Genomic DNA, 18624 nt, shown 5'->3' with positions numbered 1-18624 from the left:
AACACCCCCCCCCCCCCCCCCCCCCCCGCTCCTACAAAAGCAGGTCTACAGGTGGAAATTTTTCTTTACGCCTCGTAAAGCTATCTCTACAAAATCAACAGGTTATCCGGCAGAACTGCCTGTTTTGCCACTGTTGTAAAGAATACTTTCCGGAAAAAGAGCTGCGTGTACTATTTCTGACCGTTTATTGGCTTGTTTCGTGTTGCAAACGGCGGTGTGATGGGATCTTGCCTACAAGCGGGTGTACAATGCGCCGCGTTTTAACTGTGACCCAATTGCGTACCCGCGCTGTTTGCGCTGCTCAACTCCGTGATGAGTGGCCAAAACCTCGAGGCTAACCCGCCTTGTTAACTCCGCATCGCCACAAGCGTTGCGGGTTCGATTCCGTCACAGATAAAAACAAACAGGTGACGCATGACTCGTGAAACAACCTTGGATTCCTGGCGCCTGCGCTGGGGTTTGATGTGTGTTGTAGACCCTTCGATCACTGCCTCTGGTGCTCAAGCTACATCGCACTGAATCACATCAAACCTTGTGTGGAACGCTTTCAATGAGTGGAAAAACCTCGCAATCAGGTGAGCTTAAACGCGGCCTGAAAAATCGTCATATCCAGCTGATTGCCCTTGGGGGCGCGATTGGTACCGGCTTGTTCCTTGGCTCTGCCGGGGTACTGAAGTCCGCCGGCCCGTCGATGATTCTGGGCTATGCCATCTGCGGCTTCATTGCCTTCATGATCATGCGCCAACTCGGTGAAATGATCGTCGAAGAGCCCGTTGCTGGCTCCTTCAGCCATTTTGCCCACAAATACTGGGGCGGCTTTGCCGGCTTCCTGTCGGGCTGGAACTGCTGGGTGCTGTACATCCTGGTCGGCATGTCCGAACTGACCGCCGTCGGTAAATATGTGCATTATTGGTGGCCCGAGATCCCGACCTGGGCTTCGGCAGCCGCCTTCTTCATCCTGATCAACGTGATCAACCTGACCAACGTCAAAGTGTTCGGCGAGGCCGAGTTCTGGTTCGCGATCATCAAGGTCGTGGCGATTATCGGCATGATCGCCCTGGGCAGTTATTTGCTGACCAGTGGTAATGGCGGCCCTCAGGCTTCCGTGTCCAACCTGTGGGATCACGGCGGTTTCTTCCCGCATGGCGTGACTGGCTTGCTGATGGCCATGGCCTTCATCATGTTCTCGTTCGGTGGCCTGGAAATGCTCGGTTTCACCGCTGCAGAAGCCGACAAGCCGCGCACGGTGATCCCTAAGGCGATCAACCAGGTCATCTACCGCATTCTGATTTTCTACATCGGTGCACTGGTTGTCCTGCTGTCGCTGACCCCGTGGGACTCGCTCCTTGAAACCCTGAATGCCGGGGGCGACAGCTACAGCAGCAGCCCGTTTGTTCAAGTGTTCTCGATGCTGGGCAGCAACACTGCAGCGCACATCCTCAACTTTGTGGTCCTGACCGCAGCGTTGTCGGTGTACAACAGCGGCACCTACTGCAACAGCCGTATGCTGCTGGGCATGGCGCAACAGGGCGATGCGCCGAAATCGCTGGCTAAAATCGACAAGCGCGGCGTGCCGGTCAATGCCATTCTGGCCTCGGCGGCCGTCACAGTGATCGCGGTATTGCTCAACTACTGGATGCCGCACGATGCGCTGGAACTGCTGATGTCGCTGGTCGTGGCCACGCTGGTCATCAACTGGGCGATGATCAGCTTCTCGCACTTCAAGTTCCGCCAGCACATGAACAAAACTGCGCAAACGCCGCTGTTCAAAGCGTTGTGGTACCCCTACGGCAACTTCGTTTGCCTGGCGTTCGTGGCGTTCATCCTGGTGATCATGCTGTTGATCCCGGGCATTCGCATCTCGGTATTCGCCATACCGGTGTGGGTGGCCTTCATGGGGATTTGCTACTGGTTCAAAGCCAAGCGTGAAGCACTGGCCGCGCCTGCGGTTTACAGCTCAGCCAAATAAACTGAGCGGTATGTCAACACACCCGGCCATCGCGCCGGGTGTGTTGTTTGTGGGGTATGCTGCACGCCCTGCTGACGGACCTTATTAATGCTGGTGATCTCCAACAACGTTCACATCCACGATGACGAAATCGAGCTGACGGCCATTCGAGCCCAAGGCGCAGGCGGGCAGAACGTCAACAAAGTCTCAAGCGCGATGCATTTGCGCTTCGACATCCCCAACTCGTCGTTGCCGCCTTTTTACAAAGAGCGGCTGTTGGCGCTGCGTGACAGCCGCATCACCACTGATGGCGTGCTGATCATCAAGGCGCAGCAATACCGCACCCAGGAGCAGAACCGGGCGGATGCGCTGGAGCGTCTGGTCGAGTTGATCCTGAGCGCCACCAAAGTCGAGAAAAAGCGCCGCCCGACCAAGCCGACCCTGGGGTCGAAAAAGCGTCGCCTGGAATCCAAGACCAAGCGCGGCAACATCAAGGCTGGCCGCGGCAAGGTCGACTTTTAAAGCCAAAAGCCCCACACAGAGGGAACTGACCGCATGCAGACTTAAGGTCACCGAAAATCAGCTCCCTCTCCTGCGGGAGAGGGCTGGGGTGAGGGTTGTTCTTAGCTGCCTCGTGCAAGCTTTGCCTGCCGATACAAATAAACACTCAGCACTACACCGCCAAACGCCGCCAGGGCCGCAAACAGGAAGATCGAGGTAAAGCCAAAACCAGCGGCCACGGCGCCCACCAGCGGCCCGGTAATGCCCAATGACAGGTCGATGAACAGCGAGTACGCGCCCACTGCCGCGCCTCGGCTAGAGGCGGGGACCAGATTGACCGCCTCGACCCCCAGTGCCGGGAATACCAGCGAAAAGCCAAAGCCACTCAGCGCCGCGCCGGCCAATGCCAAGTGCGGATTGGGTGCCAGCCACAGCAGCAACAGGCCCAGGGTTTCGACACTCAGGCAGGCAATCGCCACCCGAAAACCGCCAATGCGGTTGATCATGTTGCCAAATAGCAGCCGCGCACTGATAAAGCTGGCGCCAAACAGGCTCAGGCACAGCGCGGCGTTTTCCCAGTGATTGGTGGCGTAGTACAGGGTGATAAAGGTGGCGATGGTGCCAAAGCCAATCGAGCCCAGCGCCAAGCCAGTACCGTGCGGCAGCACCCGGCCGAGCACGTGCAGGAACGGCAAGCGCACGCCGCTGACAATCGGTGCCGCCACTTTTGGCCAGGCCAGCAGCAAACCCAGCGTGGCCAAGGCAATGATGCTTACGCCCAGGCTCCACATGCCCAAATACCCGACCATCACCACACCCAACGGGGCGCCAATGGCAATGGCGCCGTAACTGGCGATGCCGTTCCAGGAAATCACCTTGGCTGTGTGCGCCGCGCCAACGCGACCGATCCCCCAACCGATCGAACCCGAACCCACCAGGCTTTCGGCGCTGCCCAGGACCAGACGCCCGAGCAACAGGCTGATCAGGCTCAGCGCGGGTGTCTGCGACAACCAACTGGAGGTCAGCATGAGCACACCGCTCAAGCCGCAGCCAGCCAGGCCATACATGACCGCGCGCTTGCTGCCCTGGTTGTCGATGATCCGGCTGGCATACGGGCGGCTCAGCAGCGTGGCCAGGTATTGCACACTGATCACCAGGCCGGCGATCACCGTGCCGTAACCCAGATGGTTGTGAACGTAGCCGGGCAATACGGCGAGCGGGATGCCGATGTTCAAATAGCCGATAAAGGTAAACAGAACAATGGAAACCACTTGCAGCGTGATTGCCATAGGGCGCTGTGTTTCAGGCATTGGGTAGGGGTCCTGCGGGGAGCGGTTGGGTGCAGATTACAATGGTGCAACCAATTGTGTCGCGATTAAAGCAGCCAGTGCATTTTCCTGGGTGCCGAAGCGCTTAAGCAGAAGGGCTTGTTTTTCCGGGCTGAGACGCTCCCAGAGTTCAATCATTTTTTCGGCGGTGCCGATCAGCACGCTGGCCTGGGTGTCGCTGAAGGTGTCGGTCACGCTTTAGTCCGCGAGAAGAGAAGGGTGGCGCAATTGTGTCAGGCGGTATGAAAAACCAGAAGCTTTTCGCACCGCCTGAGAGAGGGCCGGTCAGTCTTCGCTATCGGCCTGGAGGCTATCCTGAGCCTCTTCCAGTGCGGGGTTTTCGCCACTGGTGTGTTGCGGGGTTGGCTGCTGAGGTTCATGCAGGCTTGGGAAGGGGAGGTTTGGGATTTCGTGCATCGTCGCGCTCCTCGTAAGGTGTGTTTTTAAATCGCTGGGTAAATCCGCGCTTTTAAAAAGCAAGGGCAGGATACAGGAGAGAGTGTGACAATTTGTCTTTTTATTGCGTCTGGCGCCGAATGTGGCGATTTATTCATGTTGTAACAGCCCTGTAGGCGCGAACTTGCCTCGCGATCTTTTAAACGCTCAAAAGATCGCGAGGCAAGCTCGCGCCTACAGGTTTTTTAGTGCTTACAGACCTGGGCAATCGCCTTGGCCAGCGAGTCGAGGCGGGTGCCATCGACGCCGGCAATATTGGCGCGTCCGGAGCCGACCATGTACACGCTGTGTTTTTCACGCAGCACTTGCACTTGCTCGGCGTTCAATCCGGTGTACGAAAACATCCCGCGTTGCTGGTTGATATGCGCAAAGTGCTCGGCCAGACCGTACGGCGTCAGGGCTTCCACCAGCCCGGCGCGCAGGTGCGCGATGCGGCTGCGCATGGCTTCCACTTCATCCGCCCATTGGGCCTTGAGCTGAGCATCCCCGAGGATGGTGGTCACCACAGCTGCGCCGTGATCTGGCGGGTTGGACCACAGGTTGCGGGCCAGATAAGCCAGTTGGCTGCGTACATCGGTGAGCTTGTCGGCAGTGTCGGTGCAGACGATCAACGCGCCAACACGTTCGCGATACAGGCCGAAGTTCTTCGAGCAGGAGCTGGTGATCAGCACTTCTGGCAGTTCACGGGCGAACAGGCGCGTTGACCAGGCGTCCGCCTCCAGGCCGTCTCCGAAGCCCTGATAGGCAAAGTCGATCAGAGGCAGCAGATGACGACGGCGAACCACGTCCAGAACGTTCAGCCAGTCGTCGTGCGACAGGTCGAACCCGGTCGGGTTGTGGCAGCACGCGTGCAGCAGGACCACGTCGCCTTCCGGCGCTTGCTCCAACGATTGCAGCATGGCCTCGACGTTGAGCGCGTTGTCGCTGCCCACGTAAGGGTAGTGACTGACCTTCAGCCCGGCTTCCGCGAAAATGCTTTCGTGGATCGGCCAGGTCGGGTCGCTCAGCCAGATCCCGCGCCCTGGCAGACAGTGCGCGATAAAATCGGCCACCAGTCGCAATGCGCCGGTGCCGCCAGGGGTTTGTGTAGCCCCGGCGCGTTTGCTGGCCAAGAGTGGCGATTCAGTGCCCAACACCAGTTCGCTGATCAGTTGGCCGAAACGGCTGTCACCGTGGCCGCCGATATAGGTTTTGGTCTGCTGTTGATCCACCAGCCGCTGCTCGGCCAGTTTCACCGAGTGCAGGATCGGCGTCAGGCCGTTGGGGTCTTTGTAGACGCCCACGCCCAGATCAAATTTGTTCGGGTTACTGTCCTGGTGATAAGCGTCGATCAAGCCCAAAATCGGATCGCCCGGCACCCGGCCAATGGCTGCGAAATGCATTACTTGCGCCCCTCGGCGGTCTTGGCCACGTCATCAGTCCGTGCCGCCATGATGAAGTCGTTACGGTGCAGACCTTTGATCGAGTGGCTCCACCATGTCACGGTGACTTTGCCCCACTCGGTCAGCAGGCCTGGGTGATGGCCTTCAGCTTCAGAGATTTCGCCAACGGCGTTGGTAAACGCCAGGGCATGCTTGAAATTCTTGAACAGAAAAACCTTTTCCAGCTGCATGATGCCGTCGCGAACTTCGATATTCCAGTCCGGGATCTGCTTGATCAGAATCGGCAACTCTTCATCGCTGACTTGTGGGGCATCGGCGCGGCAGGCTTCGCAGTGGGCTTGGTTCAATGTGTTCATGGTGTGTTCCTGAAATCGATTTTTATTGGTCTGGAAAATGGAGGGTCAAGCCGCTTTGGGCTTGGGCGGGAACTTGGGCGCATGTAACCCCAGCGCCATGCCTTGTTCGACCATGCCCATGATGTCTTCCTGGGCCAGGTCAAACAGGCGCTTCAAGTCCGGCAGCACAAAGTACAGGGGCTGCAAAATATCAATACGATACGGCGTGCGCATAGCTTCCAGCGGATCGAACGGCTGATGTTCGGGTTCTGAAGACAAGCTGTAAACCGTTTCTTTAGGCGAAGAGAGAATTCCGCCGCCATACACGCGTTTGCCTTCTGCGGTATCCACCAGGCCAAACTCAATGGTCATCCAATAGAGGCGGGCCAGATACACGCGCTGCTCTTTGCTCGCTTGCAGGCCGAGTTTGCCGTAGGTGTGAGTGAATTCAGCAAACCATGGGTTTGTCAGCAGCGGGCAATGGCCAAAAATCTCGTGGAAAATATCCGGCTCTTGCAGGTAATCTAGTTCTTCGGGCGTACGAATAAAAGTCGCTACGGGGAACTGCTTGCTGGCCAGTAATTCGAAAAAAGTCTGGAAGGGGATCAGTGCCGGCACCCGGGCAACTTGCCAGCCAGTGGTTTCGCCCAGCACTTTGTTGATTTCGCTCAGTTGCGGGATGCGATCGTGGGGCAGGCCGAGCTTCTCGATGCCCTGCATGTACTCGGGGCAGGCGCGGCCCTCGAGCAATTTGAGCTGACGGGTAATCAGCGTATTCCACACCCCGTGTTCCTCGGGTGTGTAGTCGATAAAGCCATTGGCATCCGGCTCACGGGCGACGTATTTCGTTTGCTTCATGGTGCTCTCCGCAGAGAAATCGTTTTTATTGTTCTGTCAGGGACGGCGCGTATTCGTGGGTTAAGTGATATCCCAAGTGCTGGCCGGATGCAGCCGGGTAAAGGTGTCTGTTGCCGGAATGATGTGCCTATTCCGTAAATAATTCGTTACGACGAGACAATTGAACTGTCATTCTTGCGTGGGTAATTGCAAAATCGTCAAAAAATCGTGACAGCGAAATGCTTTCCCGAACAAATAAACACCCCCTGTAGGAGCGAGCTTGCCTCGCGATCTTTTAAAACCATCAACAGATCGCGAGGCAAGCTCGCTCCTACAATAAAGACACAGCCGAGCCTTGCCCCATGCGTATCAAAGTCCACTGCCAAAACCGGATTGGCATCCTGCGTGACATTCTCAATCTGTTGGTGGCCTACGGCATCAACGTCAAGCGCGGCGAGGTTGGGGGCGACCAGGGCAACGCGATCTATCTGTTTTGCCCTAACCTGATCAATCTTCAGTTTCAGGCACTACGCCCGAAGTTTGAAACCATCGCCGGGGTTTTTGGCGTCAAACGCGTAGGGCTGATGCCCAGCGAGCGCAGGCACATGGAACTCAACGCCTTGCTCGGCGCGCTGGAATTCCCCGTGCTGTCCATCGACATGGGCGGCTCGATTGTCGCGGCCAACCGTGCGGCGGCGCAGTTGCTCGGCGTGCGCGTCGATGAAGTGCCGGGCATTGCCCTGTCGCGCTACGCCGAAGACTTCGACTTGCCTGAACTGGTGCGAGCGAACAAATCGCGGATCAACGGCCTGCGGGTCAAGATCAAGGGGCATGTGTTTCTGGCTGACATCGCGCCGCTGCAACTGGAGCACGATGACAGCGAGGCCATGGCCGGGGCGGTGCTTACACTGCACCGTGCGGATCGTCTGGGCGAGCAGATCTACAACGTGCGCAAACAGGAACTGCGCGGCTTCGACAGTATTTTCCAAAGCTCAAAAGTCATGGCCGCCGTGGTCCGTGAAGCCCGACGTATGGCACCCCTGGATGCGCCTCTATTAATAGAAGGCGAAACCGGCACCGGCAAAGAGTTACTGGCGCGCGCCTGCCACCTGGCCAGCCCGCGTGGGCAATCGCCGCTGATGGCGCTCAACTGCGCCGGTTTGCCCGAGTCGATGGCTGAAACCGAACTGTTCGGCTACGGGCCGGGTGCATTCGAAGGGGCACGGGCCGAGGGCAAGCTGGGGCTGTTGGAACTGACCGCAGGCGGTACGTTATTCCTGGATGGCGTGGGCGAAATGAGCCCGCGCCTGCAGGTCAAATTGCTGCGCTTCTTGCAGGACGGCTGCTTTCGCCGTGTCGGCAGCGACGAAGAGGTCTACCTGGATGTGCGCGTGATGTGCGCCACGCAGGTGGATTTGTCAGAGCTGTGTGCCCGAGGCGAATTTCGCCAGGATCTTTACCACCGCCTCAATGTGTTGTCGTTACACATCCCGCCGCTGCGCGATTGTCTGGACGGGCTTGAACCGTTGGTCGAGCATTTTCTCGATCAGGCCAGTCGGCAAATTGGCTGTGCGTTGCCACGCCTGGCCCCGGCGGCCATGGATCGCCTGAGCCACTACCATTGGCCGGGCAACGTGCGGCAATTGGAAAACGTGCTGTTCCAGGCGGTGTCGCTGTGCGATGGCGGGGTGGTCAAGGCCGAACACATCCGCTTGCCGGATTACGGCGTGCGTCAGCCGCTGGGTGAGTTTTCGATGGAGGGCGGGCTGGATCAAATCGTCGGGCGCTTTGAAAAAACCGTGTTGGAGCGCCTGTACTCCGAACACCCGAGCAGCCGCCTGCTGGGCAAGCGCTTGGGCGTTTCGCACACCACCATCGCCAACAAACTGCGTGAGCACGGCATCATCAAGCCGGGCCGGGATTAACATCGCGCTCCCACCGTTGTTGTGTCGAACAGGCCGCCCTTTGCCGCAACCGGCATAACCACGCCGGTTTGCGGTTTCTGTCACGCCTCAAAAACGCCCTCAACCCCCTCCAGCACGGCCTTTGCCCGCGTCAAAATAAAGTTGGTGCGTAAATTGCTAGTACCTCTGCAGTACGGCGGTGGACGGCAAGCGTCCGTCAGGCAGAGGAATGAGTGTGGACAAGTACCTTTATGTGGCAATGACCGGCGCCAGTCAGAATGCTCTGGCGCAAAAGGCGCATGCCAACAATCTGGCGAACATCTCAACCAATGGCTTTCAGCGCGATCTGGAACAGGCGCGTTCGATGCCGGTGTTTGGCGACAGCTTTCCCGCACGGGCCTTTGCCATGAGCGAGCGTCCAGCCACGGACTTCACGCCCGGCGCTCTGGTGCAAACCGGTCGCGACCTGGACATCGCCGTCAAGGGCGATGGCTGGTTGGCCGTGCAGGCGCCCGATGGCAGCGAAGCTTATGTGCGCACCGCCAGCATGAACGTGGACTCTCTGGGCATTCTGCGGGCCGGCAACGGCATGCCGGTGATGGGCAATGGCGGGCCTATCGCCGTGCCGCCGCAGCAGCAAATCGAAGTGGGCGAGGACGGCACCATCAGCATCCGCGCCATGGGTGAGGGGCCGCGGGTGATGGCTGAAGTGGACCGCATCAAGCTGGTCCAGCCGGACCTGCGCAACATGACTAAAGGCCTCGACGGTCTGATCCACACCGCTAACGGCCAGCCTGCGCAAGCCGAGGCCAGTGTGCGGGTGACCTCGGGGTTCCTGGAGGCCAGCAACGTCAACGCCGTCGAAGAGATGACGTCGGTGCTGGCCCTGTCCAAGCAGTTCGAGTTGCACATCAAAATGATGAACACCGCCAAAGAAGACGATCAGGCCATGACTCGCGTCCTGGCCATGAGCTAATTACTGACACGTTGCGCCGAAAAACCGGCGCACGAGGAGAGCACGCATGCTTCCGGCACTGTGGGTTGCAAAAACGGGTTTGGCTGCACAAGACACCAACCTGACGACCATTTCCAACAACCTGGCCAACGTTTCGACCACGGGCTTCAAGCGTGATCGTGCCGAGTTCCAGGACTTGCTGTACCAGATCAAACGCCAGCCCGGCGCCCAATCGACCCAGGACAGCGAGCTGCCTTCGGGCCTGCAACTGGGCACCGGCGTGCGCATTGTCGGCACGCAAAAGAACTTCACCGCCGGTAGCCTGCAAACCACCGAGCAGCCGTTGGACATGGCCATCAATGGCCGTGGTTTTTTCCAGATCCTGCAGCCGGACGGGACCACGGCCTACACCCGTGACGGTACTTTTCACCTGGATTCGAACGGCCAGATCGTCACCGCCAGCGGCTTTGCCCTGGAGCCTGCGATTGTGGTGCCGGCCGACGCCGATACCTTCACTGTCGGCCAGGACGGCACCGTGTCGGTGACCGTTCCGGGCAACGCCGCTGCGCAGATCATCGGCAACCTGCAAACCGCCGACTTTATCAACCCGGCCGGCTTGCAGGCCCAGGGCGGCAACTTGTTCCTGGAAACTGCTTCCAGCGGCGCGCCGCAAATCGGTACGCCGGGCTTGAACGGTTTCGGCACCACCATGCAGAACACCCTCGAAACCTCGAACGTCAGCACCGTTGAAGAGATGGTCAACATGATCACCACCCAGCGTGCTTACGAGATGAACTCCAAAGTGATCTCCACCGCCGATCAAATGCTCTCGTTTGTGACGCAAAATCTGTAATTACGTGAAGCGGGAGAGGTCATGAAACGCTTTATTTCTGTTCTGGCACTGGGTGGCGTAACGTTCCTGGCGGGGTGTGTCAGCCCGCCGCCACGTCCTAACGATCCGTATTACGCCCCGGTACTGCCGCGCACCCCGTTGCCGGCTGCGGCCAACAACGGCTCGATCTACCAGGCCGGTTTTGAACAGAACCTGTACAGCGACCGCAAGGCTTTCCGGGTCGGTGACATCATCACCATCACCCTGAACGAGCGCACCCAGGCGAGCAAGAACGCCAACTCGGCCATCGGCAAAAACAGCAACACCAACATCGGCCTGACTTCGCTGTTCGGTGGCGGCATGACCACCAACAACCCGTTGGGTGGCGCTGACCTGAGCCTCAACGCCGGTTACAGCGGCAGCCGCGCAACCAAAGGCGACAGCAAGGCCGGGCAGGGCAATAGCCTGACCGGTTCGATCACCGTGACCGTGGCCGATGTGCTGCCCAACGGCATCATCGCCGTACGCGGCGAGAAGTGGATGACCCTAAACACCGGCGACGAGCTGGTGCGTATCGCAGGTCTGGTACGCGCGGACGACATCACCACCGACAACACCGTGTCTTCGACCCGCGTGGCGGATGCGCGCATCACCTATTCGGGAACAGGCTCGTTTGCCGATGCCAGCCAGCCCGGTTGGTTTGATCGTTTCTTCCTTAGCCCACTGTTTCCTTTTTAAACCGGACCGACCATGCTGAAAATCAAGCATCTGCTGGCAGCCGTTCTGCTGTTGTCGACAACCCTGGGCGCCCATGCCGAGCGGTTGAAAGACATCGCCAGCATTTCGGGCGTGCGTTCCAACCAATTGATTGGTTATGGCCTGGTGGTCGGGCTTAACGGCACGGGCGACCAGACCACGCAAACTCCGTTCACCCTGCAAACCTTCAACAACATGCTCTCGCAATTCGGCATCAAAGTGCCGCCAGGGTCGGGCAACGTGCAGTTGAAAAACGTCGCAGCAGTGTCGGTCAGTGCCGATTTGCCTGCGTTCGCCAAGCCGGGCCAGGTGATCGACATCACCGTGTCCTCCATCGGCAACTCCAAAAGCCTGCGCGGCGGCACGTTGTTGCTGACGCCGCTCAAGGGCATTGACGGCAACGTCTACGCGGTTGCCCAAGGCAACCTGGTGGTCGGTGGCTTTGATGCCGAGGGCCGTGATGGTTCGAAAATCACCGTTAACGTGCCGTCAGCCGGGCGTATCCCGGGCGGTGCTTCGGTTGAACGGGCTGTGCCCAGTGGTTTCAACCAGGGCAATAGCCTGACACTGAACCTCAATCGCTCCGACTTCACCACCGCCAAGCGTGTGGTGGACAAAATCAATGATCTGCTCGGCCCGGGCGTGGCCCAGGCGATTGACGGCGGCTCGATTCGCGTCACGGCGCCACTGGACCCAAGCCAGCGTGTCGACTACCTGTCGATTCTGGAAAACCTCGAAGTCGACCCGGGGCAGGCGGTGGCCAAGGTCATCATCAACTCACGCACTGGCACCATCGTGATCGGGCAAAACGTCAAGGTTTCGCCCGCCGCCGTGACCCACGGCAGCCTGACCGTGACCATCACCGAAGACCCGATTGTCAGCCAGCCGGGCCCACTGTCCAACGGCCAGACCGCCGTGGTGCCGCGTTCGCGGATCAACGCCCAGCAAGAAGCCAAGCCGATGTTCAAGTTTGGCCCGGGTACCACCCTCGACGAGATTGTGCGGGCGGTGAACCAGGTTGGCGCGGCGCCAGGGGACTTGATGGCGATCCTCGAAGCCCTGAAACAGGCCGGCGCCTTGCAAGCCGACCTGATCGTGATCTGAGGCTGGCAGCATGGATATGCGTAAGAGCGGTGTCGTCAGTGATAGCGATTCGGGGGCGTTCAGCGACCTTAATCGTCTGAACAACCTGAAGGTGGGCGACCGTAACAGCGACGGCAATATGCGCAAGGTGGCGCAGGAATTCGAGTCGCTGTTCCTCAACGAAATGCTCAAGTCCATGCGCTCGGCCAACGAAGTGCTGGGCAAGGACAACCCGCTCAACACGCCAGCGGCCAAGCAGTATCAGGAAATGTACGACCAGCAACTGTCGGTGACCTTGTCGCGTCAGGGTGGCGGCATTGGTCTGGCTGACGTGCTGATGCGCCAGATGTCGAAAAACAAATCGGTGGTACCGGGTGACGTGCCGGCTACGCCTGCTGTGGCCGCTGAAACCAAAGTCACTGCACCCGCGACGCCCCCGACGAACAGTCCGTTTGTCCGCTCCAATGGCCAGCGGGCCTTGTGGGCCGCCCGTGTGGCGACGCCGGCGGTGGATGTCGGGCACAAAAATGACATGGCGATGCTCAACCAGCGTCGTCTGGCTTTGCCGAGCAAATTGACCGATCGCCTGTTGGCCGGGATCGTGCCATCTGCCGACCCTGCGCGTTCAACGCTCAATACCGGCACTGTGCCGGGCAGGACCAGCGCCGCGCTGGACGCCGTCATCAAAGGGAGTCGGCAGCCGATGCTCAGCGCCTCGGGTGTGCACGGGCGCATGCAGATTTATGGCCGCGCCATGGCCCAGCCACCCTTGGCACCGGCTAAACAGGCCTTTGAATCGCCGGATGCGTTTGTTGCCACGATGTTGCCGATGGCGCAGCAGGCGGCCGACCGAATCGGCGTCGACCCGCTGTACCTGGTGGCGCAAGCCGCATTGGAAACCGGCTGGGGCAAATCGGTCATGCGTCAACAAAACGGCAACAGCAGTTACAACCTGTTCGGCATCAAGGCCACCGGCAATTGGCAGGGCGCCCAGGCGCGGGCCATTACCAGTGAGTTCCGCGATGGGCAAATGGTCAAGGAGACGGCGGACTTCCGTTCCTACAACTCCTATCAGGACAGTTTTCACGACCTGGTGACGCTGCTGCAGAGCAACAATCGTTATAAAGAAGTGCTCAACGCAGCCGATAAACCAGAGCAGTTTGTTCGTGAGCTGCAGAAGGCCGGATACGCGACCGACCCTGAGTACGCGAGCAAGATTTCGCAGATTGCCAAGCAAATGAAAACCTACCAGAGCTACGTCTCGACGGGTTCTCTCACGCATTTATAAGGTTTGAACCATGGCGAGTTTGATCAACATCGGGATGTCGGGGCTTAACGCCAGCCAAGGGGCCTTGGCCACCGTGGGCAATAACATTGCCAACGCCAATACCTCGGGCTACTCGCGCCAGCAAATCGTGCAGAGCAGCGCGGGCTCGCAGCAAGTGAGCGGGGTGTTCATCGGCACCGGGACTACCCTGGCCGACGTGCGCCGGGTGTACAACTCCTACCTCGACGCCCAGTTGCAGACCACCACGTCGCTCAATGGCGATGCCCAGGCCTATCTTGATCAGATCGGCTCGATCGACAAGTTGCTCTCGGACAAAAGCACCGGTGTGTCGGCGGCGCTCAACAGCTTTTTCGCCTCGCTGCAAACGGCGGCTGGATCGCCGGCAGACAGTTCCTCGCGGCAATTGCTGCTGACCAACGCGCAAACCCTGACCAACCGTTTCAATTCGATCTCCACGCAGCTCAACCAACAGAACGAAGGCATCAACAGCCAGCTGGACACGCTGACCTCGATGGTCAACCAGCATACGGCCACCATTGCCTCGCTGAACAAGCAGATCGCCCAGGCCACCACCGCGGGCAACACCCCCAACGACCTGATGGATGCCCGCAACGAAGCCGTGCGCACCCTCAACGAGTTGGTTGGGGTGACGGTGCAAGAACACGACAACGTGTACGACATTACCCTCGGCACGGGCCAGGCGCTGGTACAGGGCAATACCTCCAACACCTTGTCGGCGGTGCCCAGTAAAACCGACAAAAGCCAATACAGCATCCAGATCAACTATCCGCAGTCCAGCTCGGACGTGACCTCGGTGCTCACTGGCGGCAAGATCGGCGGCCTGCTGCGCTATCGTTCAGACGTGCTGGCTCCGGCCATCAATGAGCTGGGGCGCACGGCCATTGTGCTGGCCGATGCGGTCAACCGGCAGCTAGGGCAGGGGCTGGACGCCAACGGCGAATTTGGTTCGTCGATGTTCAGCAGCATCAACAGCGACAAGGCGATTAGCCAGCGCAGCCTGGCCGCGACCGGCAACAGCGCAGGCTCAGGCAACCTGGACGTGAAAATCACCAACAGTGGCGCCCTGACCACCTACGACTATCAGGTCACGTTCACCAGCGACAACGAGTACACGGTCAAACGCTCGGACGGCACCAACATGGGCGCCTTCCGTCTTGACCAAGACCCGCCCGCAGTGATCGACGGCTTCAGCATGAGCCTCAATGGCGGCGCGTTGAGCAAGGGCGACAGTTTCAAGGTCAGCCCGACCGCGAACGGCGCCAGCGGCATCAGCGTGCAAATGACCGATGCCAGTAAATTGGCATTTGCCGGGCCGTTGGTGGCCGTCAAGGGCGGCTCCAACAGTGGCACCGGCGCTGCCAGCGGCTTGAGCCTGTCGCAAGCGCTGGATATTTATGGCGGCGCCGATCTGGGCAAGTCGCAAAGCGAAATCGAAGGTGCGATGCCAGTGCGCATCACCTTTGACGAAGCCAGCGGCGGCACCCAGAGCTATCGCATCCTCAACGAAAAGGGCGAGAAAATCGGCGAAGGCACCATCGTTCCGGGCCAGGACAACAAAGTCACGATCAAGGTACCGGTGCTCGATGCCTCTGGCGCGGCGGTCACCAACCAGGACGGCACGCCAAAAACCGTCAATTTTGACACCACCCTCAGCGGCTCGCCGGCCAAGGGTGATAGCTTTGACATTCGCTTCAACAAGGACGGCAAGGCCGACAACAGCAACGCCAACCAGTTGCTCGGCCTGCAAACCAAGCAGACCGTGGGGGTAACCGGCGGCGGGGGCGGGGTGAGCCTGGGGACCTCGTACAGCCAATTGGTCTCCAAGGTCGGCGGCAAAGCCAGCCAGGCAGGCGTGGACGGCACCGCCAACACCGCAGCCCTGGCGTACGCCACGCAAACCCGCAACTCGGTGTCGCAGGTCAACCTGGACGAAGAAGCCTCCAACCTGGTCAAGTTTCAGCAGTACTACACCGCATCGTCGCAAATCATCAAGGCGGCGCAAGAAACCTTCAGCACGCTGATCAACAGTCTTTAAGGGAGCACTCGACGATGCGTATTTCTACTGCCCAGTTTTTTGAGTCGACCAGCACCACCTACCAGAACAACTTCTCGTCGGTGATCAAGACCCAGCAGCAGATTGACTCCGGCGTGCGTATCCAGACGGCGGGCGATGACCCGGTGGGGGCGGCGCGGCTGCTGCAACTGCAACAGCAAAAAGACATGCTGGGCCAGTATTCCGCCAATATGGACAGCATCAAGTCGTCGTTGAGTAACCAGGAGAGCGTGCTTGACAGCATCAACAACTCGCTGCAAAAGGCCGGTGAACTGGCGCTGCGGGCGGGTGGGGTGACGGCTGACGCGGACCGTGTGGCGATTGCCAATGAACTGAGCAGCATCGAAGACCAGGTGTTCAGCTTGCTCAACAGCAAAGATGCCTCGGGCAACTACATGTTCTCGGGCTCCAAGACCGACACCCAGCCGTATATTCGCAACAACGACGGCACCTACACCTATCAGGGTGACGACACGCAGCTCAATCTCAAAATCTCCGACACCCTGACCCTGGCGGGCAGCGACACGGCCAAAAGCTTCATGGAAAACTCGGTGAATACCGGGCGCACCCAGACCACCTTGCAGCCGATGCTCGACGAAGACGGCGCCGTCGTGCCCGACAAGGGCGTGGTCGCGGTGTCATCGGGCCTGGTGACCTCCAGTGCGGTGTTCAACAAGAGCTTTGCCTCGGGTCAGCCGTACACTCTGGAATTCACCAGCAGCACCCAATACACCTTGAAAGACGCCGACGGCAAAGACGTGACCTCGGAGATCCCGGGTAACGGGGTGTTTGATTCGACCAAAGAAGGTGCGCACAGCATCAGCCTGCGCGGGGTGTCGTTCGACATCAACCTGAACCTCAAGGACATCGCCCCGGCCGATCAGGATGCGGCGGTCAAAGGGCATACCTTTACCTTGCAAGCCAAGCCCGACACCTTCAACGCCTCGCGCACCCCGAGCAACACCTCGACCGCGCAAATCACCGGCTCGACCGTGACCGATGCAGCCAGCTACGGGGACAGTTTTCCGAGCAACGGCGCGGTGATCAAATTCACCAGCGCCACCGACTACGAGGTGTATGCCCAGCCGGTGACTGACAGCAGCAAGTCGATTGCCAAGGGCACTTTGGCCGATGGCTCGTTGAATGCCATGGGCGTCAAATTTGACTTTACCGGCGCCCCGGCGTCGGGCGACCAGTTTGTTGTCAGCAACAACAATCACCAGAGCCAGAGCGCGCTGGACACCCTCAGCGAGTTGCGCAAGGCGCTGGTGGTGCCGAGTGAAAAAGACCCGGCTGCTGCGCGCATGCAGCGTGACGCGATCAACACCGCGATCGGCAATCTGAAAAACGCCAGCACCAGTCTCGACGCGGCGCGGGGTTCAATCGGTGCGCGGTTGAATGCGGTCGACATTCAATATGACGAAAACACCAGCCTGGGTCTGGCCAACGACTCCACCACCGCAGCCATCGGCAACACCGACACTGCCAGCGCGGCCACACAGTTGGCGTTCCAGAAATCCATGCTCGAGGCCTCGCAGCTGGCGTTCGTCAAAATCTCCCAACTGAGCCTGTTCAACCAGCTCTGATCGACCCCAGGTAGTCGCTGACGAGGCACGAGGCTGCGAAGCGCCCCTTTTTTGGCGCATCGCAGCCTCGTGCCTCGTCGGCGACTGCGGCTTCTGTGAAATCTTTTGTATAAAACCACACAAATTAGAGTGACCTATGAGTCACAACGGGCATCTTCACTGTATCGTGTGAAACCTATGGGCGGGTGCCGGGCCTTTTTTGATGGTTTTGTGTGGTGATGTACAAGGTGTCTGGTGCCCGATTTCGCCGCTGTTGTGCGCGACGAAGCCCTCTTATTGTCAACGCCCCTCAATTGTCTGAGCGGGTGATCTCCAGCTATTTAGTATTGGGAAGCCACAATGATTGGCATTAAAAGCATCGCCAGTTACGTGCCCGCAAACGGTGTAGACAACTACGCCCAGGGCGCGAAGTTCTCCAAGGACGAAGACTTCATTCTGGGCAAGATAGGTTCAGCCTTCTTGCCGCGTAAAGATGCTGACCAGGAAACCTCAGACCTGTGTGTCGAGGCAGTCAACGCACTGTTCGCCAACAACCCGCAGCTCGCGCGTGAATCCATCGACGCGCTGATCGTCGTCACCCAGAACGGTGATGCCGAAGGCTTGCCGCACACGGCTGCCATCGTGCAAGACAAACTCGGCCTGCCGACCCACGTGGCTGCGTTCGATATCTCCCTCGGCTGTTCGGGCTACGTCTATGGCATCTACGCCATGAAAGGCTTTATGGAAGCGGCGGGCCTGAAAAACGGCTTGCTGGTGACTGCCGATCCGTACTCCAAAATCGTCGATCCCGAAGACCGTAACACCACCATGCTGTTTGGCGACGCCGCCACTGCCACCTGGATGGGCGAAGACGCCACCTGGCAGTTGGGCAAAGCCAAGTTCGGCACCGACGGTTCGGGCGCACCGCACTTGAAAGTCAGCGACGGCGTGTTCTTCATGAACGGCCGCCAGGTGTTCAACTTCGCGCTGGTCAAAGTGCCTGCACACCTGCACGAACTGCTGGACGAGTCTGAGCTGAAAGCCACAGACATTGACGCGTTCTGCATCCACCAGGGCAGTGCGGCGATTGTTGACGCTGTGGCCCGCCGTTTTGAAGAAAGCGAGCCAGAGAAGTTCATCAAAGACATGGTCGAGACCGGCAACACCGTGTCGTCGAGCATTCCGTTGCTGCTGGAAAAACACGTGATGGACGCCACCTGGAAGCGCGTAGCGTTGAGCGGGTTCGGTGTGGGCCTGTCGTGGGGTTCGGCGATTATTTATCGCGACTAAACACTCGCCAGACACAACAATCGACCCCGCTGTAGGAGCGGGGGGGGGGGGGGGGGGGTTTTTTTTTTTAAAAAAATCGTCGGCCCCGGG

General features: G+C 59.2%; 17 protein-coding genes. 11 read left to right on the top strand and 6 right to left on the bottom strand.

Annotated features, from left to right (window positions below):
- The first annotated feature begins 550 nt into the window (after nt 1-550).
- Nucleotides 551-1969, top strand: a complete 1419-nt coding sequence (locus NTD86_RS08375) for an amino acid permease (RefSeq protein ID WP_262201733.1) — start codon at nt 551-553, stop codon at nt 1967-1969.
- A gap of 87 nt (nt 1970-2056) precedes the next feature.
- Entirely contained in the window at nt 2057-2470 is a 414-nt protein-coding gene (gene arfB / locus NTD86_RS08370; protein WP_262201732.1) for an alternative ribosome rescue aminoacyl-tRNA hydrolase ArfB, read from the top strand.
- Between the two features lie 101 nt (nt 2471-2571).
- Here the strand turns inward: arfB and NTD86_RS08365 are convergent, their stop codons facing one another.
- The 6 genes from NTD86_RS08365 to phhA all read right to left on the bottom strand — a co-directional run bounded on the left by NTD86_RS08365 (nt 2572) and on the right by phhA (nt 6808).
- Complete coding sequence (locus NTD86_RS08365) at nt 2572-3759, bottom strand: MFS transporter (RefSeq protein WP_262201731.1); 1188 nt, start codon at nt 3757-3759, stop codon at nt 2572-2574.
- A 36-nt stretch (nt 3760-3795) separates the two neighbouring features.
- Nucleotides 3796-3972, bottom strand: coding sequence for a hypothetical protein (locus NTD86_RS08360; protein WP_262201730.1), 177 nt, complete (start codon nt 3970-3972; stop codon nt 3796-3798).
- A gap of 90 nt (nt 3973-4062) precedes the next feature.
- Nucleotides 4063-4194, bottom strand: coding sequence for a hypothetical protein (locus tag NTD86_RS08355; RefSeq protein ID WP_262201729.1), 132 nt, complete (start codon nt 4192-4194; stop codon nt 4063-4065).
- 224 nt (nt 4195-4418) lie between these two features.
- The gene (locus NTD86_RS08350) at nt 4419-5615 is read right to left on the bottom strand and encodes an amino acid aminotransferase (RefSeq protein ID WP_262201727.1); all 1197 of its coding nucleotides are present in this window, start codon (nt 5613-5615) and stop codon (nt 4419-4421) included.
- A complete protein-coding gene (locus NTD86_RS08345) occupies nt 5615-5971 on the bottom strand; it encodes a 4a-hydroxytetrahydrobiopterin dehydratase (RefSeq protein ID WP_262201725.1) in 357 nt (118 codons plus the stop codon). Before NTD86_RS08345 ends, NTD86_RS08350 begins: the two co-directional genes overlap by 1 nt.
- Nucleotides 5972-6016: 45 nt before the next feature.
- Nucleotides 6017-6808 carry a phenylalanine 4-monooxygenase gene (gene phhA / locus NTD86_RS08340; protein ID WP_262201724.1) on the bottom strand — a complete coding sequence of 264 codons (792 nt, stop codon included), beginning with the start codon at nt 6806-6808 and terminating at the stop codon, nt 6017-6019.
- Between the two features lie 341 nt (nt 6809-7149).
- On the opposite strand from phhA, the gene NTD86_RS08335 reads away from it, so the two are divergent.
- The 9 genes from NTD86_RS08335 to NTD86_RS08295 all read left to right on the top strand — a co-directional run bounded on the left by NTD86_RS08335 (nt 7150) and on the right by NTD86_RS08295 (nt 18534).
- Nucleotides 7150-8712, top strand: a complete 1563-nt coding sequence (locus NTD86_RS08335; protein WP_262201723.1) for a sigma-54-dependent transcriptional regulator — start codon at nt 7150-7152, stop codon at nt 8710-8712.
- Between the two features lie 214 nt (nt 8713-8926).
- Nucleotides 8927-9667 carry a flagellar basal body rod protein FlgF gene (locus NTD86_RS08330; RefSeq protein ID WP_262201722.1) on the top strand — a complete coding sequence of 247 codons (741 nt, stop codon included), beginning with the start codon at nt 8927-8929 and terminating at the stop codon, nt 9665-9667.
- Nucleotides 9668-9713: 46 nt separating this feature from the next.
- Nucleotides 9714-10499 (top strand): flagellar basal-body rod protein FlgG, encoded by a 786-nt coding sequence (gene flgG / locus NTD86_RS08325; RefSeq protein ID WP_262201721.1) that lies wholly within the window; start codon nt 9714-9716, stop codon nt 10497-10499.
- A 21-nt stretch (nt 10500-10520) separates the two neighbouring features.
- The gene (gene flgH, locus NTD86_RS08320) at nt 10521-11216 is read left to right on the top strand and encodes a flagellar basal body L-ring protein FlgH (RefSeq protein ID WP_262201720.1); all 696 of its coding nucleotides are present in this window, start codon (nt 10521-10523) and stop codon (nt 11214-11216) included.
- A gap of 12 nt (nt 11217-11228) precedes the next feature.
- Nucleotides 11229-12338 carry a flagellar basal body P-ring protein FlgI gene (locus NTD86_RS08315; RefSeq protein WP_262201719.1) on the top strand — a complete coding sequence of 370 codons (1110 nt, stop codon included), beginning with the start codon at nt 11229-11231 and terminating at the stop codon, nt 12336-12338.
- Nucleotides 12339-12348: 10 nt separating this feature from the next.
- Nucleotides 12349-13605: a flagellar assembly peptidoglycan hydrolase FlgJ gene (gene flgJ, locus NTD86_RS08310; RefSeq protein ID WP_262201718.1), complete on the top strand. Its 1257-nt coding sequence runs from the start codon at nt 12349-12351 to the stop codon at nt 13603-13605.
- Between the two features lie 10 nt (nt 13606-13615).
- Nucleotides 13616-15661 carry a flagellar hook-associated protein FlgK gene (flgK, locus tag NTD86_RS08305; RefSeq protein WP_262201717.1) on the top strand — a complete coding sequence of 682 codons (2046 nt, stop codon included), beginning with the start codon at nt 13616-13618 and terminating at the stop codon, nt 15659-15661.
- Nucleotides 15662-15675: 14 nt separating this feature from the next.
- Nucleotides 15676-17265, top strand: coding sequence for a flagellar hook-associated protein 3 (locus tag NTD86_RS08300; protein WP_262201716.1), 1590 nt, complete (start codon nt 15676-15678; stop codon nt 17263-17265).
- 339 nt (nt 17266-17604) lie between these two features.
- On the top strand, nt 17605-18534 hold the full coding sequence (locus tag NTD86_RS08295) for a ketoacyl-ACP synthase III (protein WP_262201715.1): 930 nt from the start codon (nt 17605-17607) through the stop codon (nt 18532-18534).
- Nucleotides 18535-18624: the final 90 nt, after the last annotated feature.

Origin of the sequence: Pseudomonas sp. 7P_10.2_Bac1 (genome assembly GCF_025465935.1) — a bacterium.
Lineage (GTDB): Bacteria > Pseudomonadota > Gammaproteobacteria > Pseudomonadales > Pseudomonadaceae > Aquipseudomonas.
Note: the sequence above shows the minus strand (reverse complement) of the source record. Positions and strands in the feature narration are given on the sequence as shown.

Coding starts and splice junctions, on each gene's coding strand:
- NTD86_RS08375 (WP_262201733.1), top strand. CDS start 551: ATGAGTGGAAAAACCTCGCAATCAGGTGAGCTTAAACGCGGCCTGAAA.
- arfB (WP_262201732.1), top strand. CDS start 2,057: ATGCTGGTGATCTCCAACAACGTTCACATCCACGATGACGAAATCGAG.
- NTD86_RS08365 (WP_262201731.1), bottom strand. CDS start 3,759: ATGCCTGAAACACAGCGCCCTATGGCAATCACGCTGCAAGTGGTTTCC.
- NTD86_RS08355 (WP_262201729.1), bottom strand. CDS start 4,194: ATGCACGAAATCCCAAACCTCCCCTTCCCAAGCCTGCATGAACCTCAG.
- NTD86_RS08350 (WP_262201727.1), bottom strand. CDS start 5,615: ATGCATTTCGCAGCCATTGGCCGGGTGCCGGGCGATCCGATTTTGGGC.
- NTD86_RS08345 (WP_262201725.1), bottom strand. CDS start 5,971: ATGAACACATTGAACCAAGCCCACTGCGAAGCCTGCCGCGCCGATGCC.
- phhA (WP_262201724.1), bottom strand. CDS start 6,808: ATGAAGCAAACGAAATACGTCGCCCGTGAGCCGGATGCCAATGGCTTT.
- NTD86_RS08335 (WP_262201723.1), top strand. CDS start 7,150: ATGCGTATCAAAGTCCACTGCCAAAACCGGATTGGCATCCTGCGTGAC.
- flgG (WP_262201721.1), top strand. CDS start 9,714: ATGCTTCCGGCACTGTGGGTTGCAAAAACGGGTTTGGCTGCACAAGAC.
- flgH (WP_262201720.1), top strand. CDS start 10,521: ATGAAACGCTTTATTTCTGTTCTGGCACTGGGTGGCGTAACGTTCCTG.
- NTD86_RS08315 (WP_262201719.1), top strand. CDS start 11,229: ATGCTGAAAATCAAGCATCTGCTGGCAGCCGTTCTGCTGTTGTCGACA.
- flgJ (WP_262201718.1), top strand. CDS start 12,349: ATGGATATGCGTAAGAGCGGTGTCGTCAGTGATAGCGATTCGGGGGCG.
- flgK (WP_262201717.1), top strand. CDS start 13,616: ATGGCGAGTTTGATCAACATCGGGATGTCGGGGCTTAACGCCAGCCAA.
- NTD86_RS08300 (WP_262201716.1), top strand. CDS start 15,676: ATGCGTATTTCTACTGCCCAGTTTTTTGAGTCGACCAGCACCACCTAC.
- NTD86_RS08295 (WP_262201715.1), top strand. CDS start 17,605: ATGATTGGCATTAAAAGCATCGCCAGTTACGTGCCCGCAAACGGTGTA.